The sequence below is a fragment of the Daejeonella sp. genome (genome assembly GCF_044232565.1).
GTDB lineage: Bacteria > Bacteroidota > Bacteroidia > Sphingobacteriales > Sphingobacteriaceae > Daejeonella.
Genome location: NZ_JBIILQ010000078.1, coordinates 1 through 10,594 on the forward strand (window position 1 = coordinate 1; position 10,594 = coordinate 10,594).

The window sequence follows — 10,594 nt, forward strand, 5'->3', positions numbered from 1 at the left end:
TTTGATAGTCGATAGCTTTACCGCTACGGTCGGTTGATTTTCCATTACTTTCCATATCTCCCTGCTGAAAATAGGCCGCAAAGCGATGCATATACTGATCGTATGGCAGTATCGCCTGACTTTCAGCACCAAAAAAATTGGTATACCAAATGCCTAGCAGTGCCAGCGTTACCGGAATATTTTTATTGAAATCTGTGTTTCTGAAATGCTCATCTGCATCATGTGCTCCAGCTAGTAAGGCTTTAAAATTGCTAAATCCAATTCCGCAGCTAATACTTAAACCAATAGCACTCCACAGCGAATATCGTCCGCCAACCCAATCCCAGAATTCAAACATATTATCTGTATCAATCCCGAATTTTGAAACGCCCTGTTCATTCGTTGATATAGCCACAAAATGTTTGGCTACATCTGTTTCTGTAGCGCCACTTTTTAGTAACCAGCCGCGTGCAGAAAAGGCGTTGGCCATAGTTTCCTGTGTAGTAAAAGTTTTGGAAGCAATCATGAAGAGGGTAGTCTCGGGATCAAGTTCTTTCAGTGTTTCCACGATATGAGAACCATCCACATTCGAAACGAAATGTAATTTTATATGATTGCTGTATGCCTTTAGTGCTTCTGTTACCATTACGGGCCCTAGATCTGAACCACCAATACCAATATTCACAATGTTGGCAATTGCTTTGCCAGTATATCCTTTCCATTGCCCGCTGATCACTCGGCCAGAAAACTGTTCCATTTTGTTCAAAACACGGTGAATATCTACTAGTATATCCTTGCCATCTAGGTTAAAACCTGAATTATTGGGGTTACGTAATGCGGTGTGTAAAACTGCCCTATGTTCAGTTTCATTGATCTTTTCCCCATTAAACATGGCTTCAATAGCTTCCTTCAGTTCGCATTCTTCGGCAAGCCTGACCAGCAGCTCGTGGGTCTCGGCGGTGATGCGGTTTTTCGAATAATCAAGCAGAATATCTCCGAATGTGATTGAAAATTTCTCAAAACGTGTGGTATCCTTAAAGAGATTCTTTAATTCTTCTTTTTCAATGCTTTTGAAATGGTCGGAAAGGGCTTTGAATGCATCTGTTGACAGTAAATTATGTTGCGAAAGCATAGAATCAGATATTAGGTTAAAGAAAAATCAATTATATTGTAAAATTAGACTTAATATCTATTATTTTTAATAAAATTCTATAAAGCCAATATAAACAATGAAGAAATTACTAAGCATTCTGCTCATGGGCTTCTGCATCCCCCTGCTCGCTCAGACCAAAGCTGATGACATTAAAACATTTACATTAAAAAATGGGATGAAATTCCTGGTAGCTGAGGACAATTCCATTCCCAATGCCAATATGTACCTTTTTTATAAGGTTGGTTCCCGAAATGAACATCCGGGAATAACAGGATTATCGCATTTTTTTGAGCACATGATGTTTAATGGATCAAAGAAATACGGTCCTAAAACGTTTGATCAAACCATGGAATTTAATGGGGGCGCTAACAATGCCTATACCACCCAGAATGTTACTGTTTATACAGATTGGTTTCCTGCAAGTGCTATGGAGACAATTTTTGACCTCGAGTCTGATCGTATCGCCAGCTTGAACATTGATCCTAAAATGGTTGAAAGTGAGCGTGGTGTCGTGCTTTCGGAGCGCAGCACAGCACTTGAAAACTCACCATGGAATATGCTGAGTGATGCCGTTAATGCAAGTGCATTTCAGGAGCATCCTTACCATTGGACGGTTATTGGATATGAGACGGATATAAAAAACTGGACCAAAGAGGACCTTGAAAAATATTTCAGGACCTATTATGCTCCAAATAACTGTGTTGTAGTAATTTCAGGAAATGTGAAAGTTGATGAGGTAAAACGATTGGCAGAGAAATACATGGCTTCAATACCTGCTAATGCTACACCAAAACCGGTTCACCTTGTAGAGCCTCCCCAAACTGGTGAGCGCAGAGTAACCATTCAGAAGCAAGTACCTAGCCCTTATTTAATGATTGGCTATCATACACCCGAAGCCACGAATAAAGATTATTATTCGTTAAGTATTCTAAACGCCGTTCTTAGTAGCGGAAATTCATCACGCCTTTATTCAGAGCTAGTTGATAAAAAGCAGCTTGCAAATATGGTTAGATCTGATTTCGGCGAGAGCTTTGATCCGAACCTGTTTAATATTTATGCAATTGCAGCAAAAGGAGTGAAAGAAGAAGATATAGAATCTGCAATTTACTCAGAGATTGATAAGATCAAAAAAGATGGGATCACCGAAAATGAACTTCAAAAGATCAAAAATCAGAAGTTGATAGAGTTTTATGGCCAGATTGAGACGATCAATGGGAAATCGAATAATATCGGCACCTATGAGCTCTTTTTTGGGGATTACCGCAAGATGTTTGATGCACCTGCGGAATATTCGAAGGTTACAGCGGAGGATGTGAAGCGCGTAGCAAGCCAATATTTCAATAAGTCAAACCGTACAGTAGGTATCTTGAAATCTAACGTAGAAGAATAAGAAAATGAAAAAATTTATAAGAAATATATCTGCAATCCTCATCACAGGAGTGCTTTGTAGTCCGGCTATTGCTCAAAATACCCCCACAGGATTTAAGGTTCCGGCATATGAAAAATTTAGTTTGCCCAACGGATTGACCGTTTACCTGATGGAGCAGCATGAGGTTCCTTTGATTAGTCTTTCTGCCATTGTTCCGGCAGGGGCTATTCATGATGCTGAGAAATCAGGTTTGGCGAATTTAACTGCCGCAGGTTTACAATATGGCACCAAATCATATTCAAAAACAAAAATTGAGGAGGAGCTTGATTTTATTGGTGCAGATCTGAGCACTTATGCAAGTAAGGAATCAGCCACAATTACATCAAAATTCGCAGCAAAGGATGCTGATAAGGTTTTGTCGATTCTTAAGGAAGTGATGGTGGACCCTATATTTGATAAAGACGAATTTGAAAAGGAAAGAAAGCGAGTTCTTTCAAGCCTTGAGCAGGCAAAGCTAAGCCCCAGAAACGTCATCAATGCCTATTGGGATAAATTTATCTATGGCTCCCATGTCTATGCAAATCCTGTAAATGGAAGTCCCGCCACTGTTGGAAAATTTAGTGTGGATGACCTTAAGACCTTCTACAAAAATAATTACGGTCCGCAAGGCTCAGCAATTGCTATTGTGGGCGACTTCAACACTAAAATGATGAAAGCACGTATCATTAGTTTGTTCGGTGCATGGAAAAAAACCGGATTGCCTCAGAATAATCTTGCCGCACAGGTAGTAAGTCCGCCGCAAACTGCCCGTGTACTGTTGGTAAATAAAGAAGACGCGCGCGAAACTACCTTCTTAATTGGAGGTATGGGAATTCGCCGTGATAACCCCGATTTTGTGGCTATTGAAGTGGTTAATACCGTTTTTGGAGGTCGCTTTACTTCCTGGTTAAATGATGAGCTTCGGGTTAATTCCGGACTTACCTATGGTGCTAGAAGTAGTTTTTCGCCATTGAAAAACTCCGGAACTTTCTCAATTTCAACTTTTACGGCTGTAAATACTACGCTTCCAACGGTTGAAAAAACCTTGCAGGTTCTGGATAGTCTGCATTCAACAGGTTTGGATGAAAAGACATTGGCATCAGCTAAGAATTATGTAAAAGGTCAGTTTCCCCCGCGTTATGAAACTGCTGGGCAGCTTGCGGGTTTACTCACTCAGATGTTTTGGTATGGTTTTAATGAGTCTTTTATTAATAATTTTCAGAGTAATGTCGATGGATTAAGCCTTGCTAGGTCAAAAGAGATTATCACTAAATATTTTCCAAAGGATAAGCTTCAGTTTTTATTGATTGGAAAATCGGAAGATATTAAGAGTATCGCTTCAAAGTATGGCCCTGTTATAGAAAAAGATATTAAGGCCGACGGATTTTAAGTTTTAAAGGCTGACAAGATTCATAATCCTGTCAGCTTTTTTGTTTTTTGCGTGAGGTGTTCATATAAAAGTATTACTCCTTCAATGAGACTAATAGGTTAGCTTACCATATCATACAAAAAAAATAAATGAAAAAAAGTATCAAAATTTATTCGCTAATTGTTCTATTGTTTTTCATTGCATCATCCAATATTTTAAAAGCTCAGGCTAACATAGATTCTATATTTAAATCTTATCAAACTTTATTTAAATCCTCTAAGTATGGAGAAAATGATAGTGTTGGGAAATACTATGATATTAGAGGTATTAAAATGTATGTAGAAGTTTATGGACAAGGCGAGCCTTTGTTGTTAATACATGGCAACGGGAATACTATAAGAAATAACAGTCCATTAATCTACGATTTTCAAAAAAAATACAAGGTTATAGCTGTTGATTGTAGGAGTTATGGAAAAAGTATTGATAAAGCCGATTCCTTGTCAGATGAAATGATTGCAGATGACATAAGTGAATTGTTGATTAAAATGAATCATAATAGTGTTTATGTTTTAGGTATAAGTTCTGGCGCAAATTCTGCTTTATGGCTTGCTGCGAAATACCCGAAACAAGTAATGAAAGCTGCTATTAATGGAGCTAGCTTGACATCTAGTGCTGAAACAATTGGCGAGTATTGGAACCAGCGTCATAAAAATTTATTAGATAGTCTCAATCTTATTCAAATTAAAACAGAAAATGATAAAATAAAATTAAAAAAAATAAAAAGAGAATATAATAATATGACATTTGAAGATTTGCATAAAATTCAAGCGCCGACTATGATCATCTCAGGTGACTATGATGTAATTAAGCCAAGTCATTCTGTACAAATATTTGAAAATATTAAAAAATCTTATTTATATATTCAGCCTTCATCTGGACACTTGATTGCATGGATCTATAAAAATGAGTTTGTAAAAAATATAGATCATTTTTTTTCAACCCCATATAAGCAGTTTACTGAAAAAGATAAAACAGATTGGAATCCAAAATAAATTTAATTAACGATTGTGATATATCTAAGTCATAAATGATACCATAATATCATGAAAGTCATAATACACCCCAGCGTGAGGAAAACATCCCCTCAAATCGGTTAAAATCGGTCAATTTCGATTTTGTCAAAACATAACTAATTACAAATCAACGTCTTCATTTTCTCAAAAAATCTTCATAATCCTGTCAGCTTTTACTCAATTGGTGATGAAATTTTTTCTATTTTTGTACTATGACCAAAGAAAATATTCAGGATTTAAGAGACAGAATAACGTCTCTGAGGAGGCATCTTTGACATCGACAAGAAGTTAGATGATCTCAAAAATGAACAAGATATTGCCCTGAGGCCCGATTTCTGGGATGATCCTAAAGAGGCCGAAAAAGCATTACACTCAATAAATAATAAGAAAAAATGGACCGATGAGTTCCAGCTGGCGGAAGCTTCCGTGGAAGATGTTACCGTCATGCTCGATTTTTTCCAGTCGGGCGATGCTACCGAAGCAGAACTTAAGGAGCAGTACGATATCACAGTCAAGCAGGTAGAAGATCTTGAATTTAAAAACATGCTCAGCTCGGAGGAAGACCAGCTGAATGCTGTGATGCAGATCACTGCAGGAGCCGGTGGTACCGAAAGTTGCGATTGGGCTGCTATGCTACTGAGAATGTACGTTATGTGGGGCGAAAAGCATGGATTTAAGGTCAGTGAGCAGGATTACCAGGAAGGTGATGTGGCAGGAATCAAGACTGTGACCATACAGTTTGAAGGTAATTTCGCTTATGGGTATTTAAAGGGGGAGAATGGCGTTCATAGGCTTGTCAGGATTTCACCTTTCGATTCAAATGCAAAGCGACATACCTCATTTGCTTCGGTTTATGTATATCCATTAGTGGATGATACGATTGAGATTTATGTTAATCCGGCAGATATTGAATTTGAAACCTTCCGCTCCGGTGGTGCAGGTGGGCAGAACGTAAATAAGGTTGAGACTGCCGTTCGTTTATATCATAAACCATCAGGTATTATTATTAAAAACCAAGAGTCACGTTCTCAGCTTCAAAATAAAGAAAATGCTATTCGCTTGTTGAAATCTCAATTATATGAGGCAGAGATGCGAAAGCGACAGGAAGCTTCTGCAGCCATTGAAGGCAATAAGAAAAAGATAGAATGGGGTTCACAGATAAGGAATTATGTACTACATCCTTATAAGCTCGTAAAAGATCTACGCACCAATCACGAAACCTCGAATGCACAGGCAGTGCTTGATGGCGACCTAGACGAATTTTTAAAAGCTTATTTGATGGAATTTTAAATAGAGATATTAGATGTGAGATACTAGATGTGAGACCTGAGATATTCATCTTACATCTCATATCTCCAATCTTTTTATCGGATTTTAGATACTAGTTATAGGGCATTTAAGGACGTCAGTAAACTAGCAATTGTTCATTAGTAATTAGACAAAATTGAAAACCGATAAACTCGACATAAAACTTAGACCAACACAGATTTCGGACTTAGACACTTTGTTTCAATTTCAAACTGACAAAGAAGCCGGATACTTGGCTGCATTTATGCCCAAAGATCCGACAGACAAAGTAGCATACCTGATTAAATACACAAAATTGTTAGTCGAACCAACAGTAAATAATCAAACAATCGTCATTGACAACATAATTGTTGGAAGTATAGCTAAGTTTATTATGGATGGCGAAACTGAAATCACATATTGGATTGACAAAAAATTTTGGGGACAAGGTATTGCGACAAAAGCATTAAAAATATTTGTTGACATTGAAAATAGCAGACCAATTTTTGGACGAGTTGTATTTGACAATTTTGGTTCGCAAAAAGTATTAGAAAAATGTGGTTTTGTCCAAATTGGTTCAGGCAAAGGTTTTGCAAATGCCCGACAAATAGAAATTGAAGAATTAAATATAAACTGTCTTGATAAAAAAAACACCCTAAAACACTGGTTTGGAAAAAGTGGTGGTGTAGTGCCTGCAGACACATTTGTGGTTAATCAAAGTTTGATTTTCCGCTTCAACCTTTGTGTTGAAAATCACCGCCTTCGTCAAGTCCGAAATCGTTTTTAGATAAGTTATTTCTCATGTCTCCCATCTAATTGCCCTTCACCTCGGTTGTGGAAAAATTGCTAACATTTCTTGTAGCTCTTCAACTTTCTCCATTTCCGATAGTTTTTCATAGGCGCTTATCAGGTTTCTTAGTACGCGCTGGATAATCTCTACATGGCTACAGGGTTCGTAGAAATGGTTTAATGGTTTAAGATTTAATTGTTTCAGGAAAGCATCTACATCTTTTCTTCCAAATAAAAAACCTTTATTAAATGCATTAATGTAAAACAAAATGCGGTTTTCAAAATCATTGTTTATATGATTATTTTGAACTGTGGCTGCTTCCTCAACATAGGCGAGAATGAAGTGTTGAGGTAAGTTTACTCCGTAAATTGGTATATCAAGTTTTTGCGCAATGATGGAATATATTACTGCTAGAAGTATTTGGTTGCCTTTTTTACTCTCTAGAACCTGACTTAAATAGGAATTTTGTGGATCTAAGTGGTTATTTGTATTACCCCTAAAACCATGACTAGTATACAGTACATTATTGATAATCTTAACTTTCTCAACTGCACTCATCTCGTACATCAATTGTATCCAGATGTCTCTTTTAATATCTTCTAATTGATTGATGATTCTTTGTTCGTCTAAATCAGGATATTGGTATTTATTGATTATCAACATCCCCTGTAAAAGGTCGAATGCTCCAGAAATATACCAAAGCTCTAAATCGCGCTTCACATTGCTGAACTGAATTTTATGAACAAGGTTTTCAATTCTTTCTTGAAGGATGGCATCCATAGTCTGAGACCATGCATTCTCCAATAATTCAATTACTTCATTACCGAAGGATAAAAGCTTATCCTCCACATGTCTCGATATCTCAGTATCCGGATCATCAAGTAATTTTATTAAAGATTCTACTTCCTTCTCATTCATCATAATCTAGGTAAATTTAAGAAAATTTATTAGCTAGAATAAAAGCTCTTAATCTCAAAATTGAGTTTTTTTCTACTCTCTATTCTTGTAATTCTATTTTAATTATGGTCTAGACACTTATATTTGCCTCGATGACAAACCTTCAGACAGTAATAGATTTTTTAAAACACCGTATCAAAGGTAAAACACGACATGGCGTGCATTCGCCTTTTGTCTACCGATTGCTAGATGAAGTTATTTACGATAATCATGCCAAAAGCGACTATTTCGATATTGAAAAATTGCGCTCAAGCCTTCTTCAGGATAATCGTTGGATACGCATTACTGATCTTGGAGCTGGATCTAAATTAAATAAGAGTACTAAAAAGCAGGTTCGCGTTTTGGCGAAAAATGCACTAAAGTCGGCCTCCTTAGCACAATTAATATACCGTTTGGCTGTACATATTAAGCCTCGAACTATCATTGAGCTTGGTACTTGTTTAGGAATAACTACAGCCTATCTAGCTAAAGCTGCTCCCAGTGCTAAAGTGATTACTATTGAGGGTTGCCCTGCAACTGCAGCTCTAGCCCGTGAAAATTTGGATAAACTTCTTGTTCAAAACACCGAAATACTAACTGGAAATTTTGATGATCTTCTTCCTAATATTATAAACACTTCAGAAGCATTCGATTTTGTATATGTGGATGGAAATCATCGCAAAGATGCTACCCTCAACTATTTTGAATGGTGCCTACCGAAGCTTAGCCAGAACTCAATCATGATATTTGATGATATCTATTGGAGTAAGGGTATGAAAGAAGCTTGGGCACAAATTAAAGCACATCCAGAAGTTAGTGTGAGTATTGATTTGTTCTGGATTGGACTCATATTTGTTCGTAAAAATCAAGTTAAGGAAGATTTCATCGTATGCTATTAAAAAGATAATTTATTTCTTTTTAATTAAATTAATTTTTATTTATTTCGATTCTGAATATCCTTGTCCGTAGAGCGCTTTTCCGCTTCTTGTTCCTAAATGTTTTTCGTTCTCAACAACAAGCTCACCATTAACGAGTACATATTTAAATCCGGTTGAATAAGCATGTGGTTTTTGGAATGTAGCCCTATCATTTACTTCTGTTTCGCTAAAGATTACAATATCTGCTGCATAATTTGGCAATAATAAACCTCTGTTGGTAAGTCCGAATTTTTGTGCAGCCAGCGAGCTCATTCTACGAATGGCATCCTCTAGGCTAATAACTTTCTCATCGCGTACATATTTGCCGAGTACTCTAGCATTGCTACCGTATCCTCTTGGATGGGGCATTCCTCGTCCCGGGACAGGTACACCTGCATCGGCACCGAACATGCTGAACGGGTATCTCATGATATTTTTTACGTCCACCTCATTCATGCTATTATAAACCATTTGGGCACCTCCTTTTTCAACCATATCCATAATGGTTTCAGCCTCAAATTTTGCCTTTCCTTTGCGGCCTATTAACTTATTTATTTCGGAAATGTTTTTTCCATTTAAAGTAGTATCTGATGGGTAATTGGCAACCACAGCATAGCTATAATCTGGAAATTTATAGCTGGCTAACTGCTCCAACATTTCCTTTTTTATTTGAGTCCTTATTGTAGGATTATTTAATCGGATTTTTAAGGAGTCATTTCCTCCTGCGAATGCCCAATCGGGCAAGCGAATACCTAAATTTGTACTACTTGCTGTGTATGGATATTGATCAATGGTAACATCCCAACCCTCCTCCCGAGCCTGCTTTACCAATCCGAGTGTGATATCTGATTTCCCCCAGTTAGACTTGCCCCCAATTTTAAAGTGGGAAATCTGCACTGGGATATTGGCTTCTTTACCAATATTAATAGCTTCATTTACAGCCTTTACGGCATTATTTTCTTCATTACGAATGTGAGAAGCATAAACACCCTTGTACTTTGCGGCCGTTTTTGCCAAGGCGCTTACCTCTTCTGTTTTTGCAAAGGAGCCCGGAATATAAATGAGTCCCGTTGATAAACCAACAGCTCCTTGTTTCATGGCTTGTTCTACAAGGTTTTCCATTTGTTTTTGTTCGGCAGGTGTCGGACTCCTATTATCACGTTTCATGACTTGTGAGCGAACGGTATTATGCCCAAAGAGTGTTGCAACATTAATGGAGGGTATGGTTTGATTAATTTCTTGGAAAAAAGAAGCGATATTGTCGGCCGAGCCGCCACAATTTCCCGTAATTACCGTCGTAACCCCATCAAAAATGTAGTTATTGGCTGTAGGAGTTGTTATTATTCCACCTTCAATATGTCCATGAACATCAATAAATCCAGGGGCAACAATTAATCCTTTGGCATCAATGGTTTTGCTTGCTTGAATGTCAGCAATATATCCAATTTTAATAATCTTACCATCCTTTACGGCAAGGTCGCCATAGTACCAGGAATTTCCAGTGCCATCAATAATTTTCCCATTACGTATTAATAGGTCGGCAGTGGCTTGGCCAATAACCATTTTACTGCTTAGTAAAATGAATGCTGCTATAAAAAATGACTTCATAATTGATAATGTTAAAGGGAAAAAATATAATTTATTTGATAGCTTGATAAGTTAAAGCTCTAAATTTCTCTACC

Annotated in this window: 9 protein-coding genes; 6 read left to right on the forward strand and 3 right to left on the reverse strand. The window is 37.2% G+C overall.

Translation table 11 applies throughout. From position 1 onward, the window contains the following. Window positions 1-1,111, reverse strand: a 1,111-nt coding sequence (pgi, locus tag ACILQF_RS06100) for a glucose-6-phosphate isomerase (protein ID WP_395626528.1), incomplete at its 3' end; no start/stop codon positions are given. Between the two features lie 97 nt (window positions 1,112-1,208). On the opposite strand from pgi, the gene ACILQF_RS06105 reads away from it, so the two are divergent. The 5 genes from ACILQF_RS06105 (at window position 1,209) to ACILQF_RS06125 (ending at window position 7,056) form a co-directional block, all read left to right on the forward strand. Beyond that, window positions 1,209-2,522 (forward strand): M16 family metallopeptidase, encoded by a 1,314-nt coding sequence (locus tag ACILQF_RS06105; RefSeq protein ID WP_395626529.1) that lies wholly within the window; start codon window positions 1,209-1,211, stop codon window positions 2,520-2,522. A gap of 4 nt (window positions 2,523-2,526) precedes the next feature. After that, the gene (locus tag ACILQF_RS06110; protein WP_395626530.1) at window positions 2,527-3,930 is read left to right on the forward strand and encodes a M16 family metallopeptidase; all 1,404 of its coding nucleotides are present in this window, start codon (window positions 2,527-2,529) and stop codon (window positions 3,928-3,930) included. A gap of 128 nt (window positions 3,931-4,058) precedes the next feature. Further along, on the forward strand, window positions 4,059-4,961 hold the full coding sequence (locus ACILQF_RS06115; protein WP_395626531.1) for an alpha/beta fold hydrolase: 903 nt from the start codon (window positions 4,059-4,061) through the stop codon (window positions 4,959-4,961). A 233-nt stretch (window positions 4,962-5,194) separates the two neighbouring features. Further along, a protein-coding gene (prfB, locus tag ACILQF_RS06120) for a peptide chain release factor 2 (RefSeq protein WP_395626532.1) occupies window positions 5,195-6,272 on the forward strand; the annotation gives its coding sequence in 2 pieces (ribosomal slippage) (window positions 5,195-5,254 and window positions 5,256-6,272; 1,077 coding nt in all). A 154-nt stretch (window positions 6,273-6,426) separates the two neighbouring features. Next, window positions 6,427-7,056 (forward strand): GNAT family N-acetyltransferase, encoded by a 630-nt coding sequence (locus tag ACILQF_RS06125; protein ID WP_395626533.1) that lies wholly within the window; start codon window positions 6,427-6,429, stop codon window positions 7,054-7,056. Between the two features lie 36 nt (window positions 7,057-7,092). Here ACILQF_RS06125 and ACILQF_RS06130 read toward each other — a convergent pair whose 3' ends face one another. Further along, entirely contained in the window at window positions 7,093-7,980 is an 888-nt protein-coding gene (locus ACILQF_RS06130) for a transglutaminase-like domain-containing protein (protein ID WP_395626534.1), read from the reverse strand. 128 nt (window positions 7,981-8,108) lie between these two features. On the opposite strand from ACILQF_RS06130, the gene ACILQF_RS06135 reads away from it, so the two are divergent. Beyond that, window positions 8,109-8,894 carry an O-methyltransferase gene (locus ACILQF_RS06135; protein ID WP_395626535.1) on the forward strand — a complete coding sequence of 262 codons (786 nt, stop codon included), beginning with the start codon at window positions 8,109-8,111 and terminating at the stop codon, window positions 8,892-8,894. A gap of 39 nt (window positions 8,895-8,933) precedes the next feature. Here ACILQF_RS06135 and ACILQF_RS06140 read toward each other — a convergent pair whose 3' ends face one another. Continuing rightward, a complete protein-coding gene (locus tag ACILQF_RS06140; protein ID WP_395626536.1) occupies window positions 8,934-10,520 on the reverse strand; it encodes an amidohydrolase family protein in 1,587 nt (528 codons plus the stop codon). Window positions 10,521-10,594 lie beyond the last annotated feature (74 nt).

Coding starts and splice junctions, on each gene's coding strand:
- ACILQF_RS06135 (WP_395626535.1), top strand. CDS start 8,109: ATGACAAACCTTCAGACAGTAATAGATTTTTTAAAACACCGTATCAAA.
- ACILQF_RS06105 (WP_395626529.1), top strand. CDS start 1,209: ATGAAGAAATTACTAAGCATTCTGCTCATGGGCTTCTGCATCCCCCTG.
- ACILQF_RS06110 (WP_395626530.1), top strand. CDS start 2,527: ATGAAAAAATTTATAAGAAATATATCTGCAATCCTCATCACAGGAGTG.
- ACILQF_RS06130 (WP_395626534.1), bottom strand. CDS start 7,980: ATGATGAATGAGAAGGAAGTAGAATCTTTAATAAAATTACTTGATGAT.
- ACILQF_RS06115 (WP_395626531.1), top strand. CDS start 4,059: ATGAAAAAAAGTATCAAAATTTATTCGCTAATTGTTCTATTGTTTTTC.
- ACILQF_RS06140 (WP_395626536.1), bottom strand. CDS start 10,520: ATGAAGTCATTTTTTATAGCAGCATTCATTTTACTAAGCAGTAAAATG.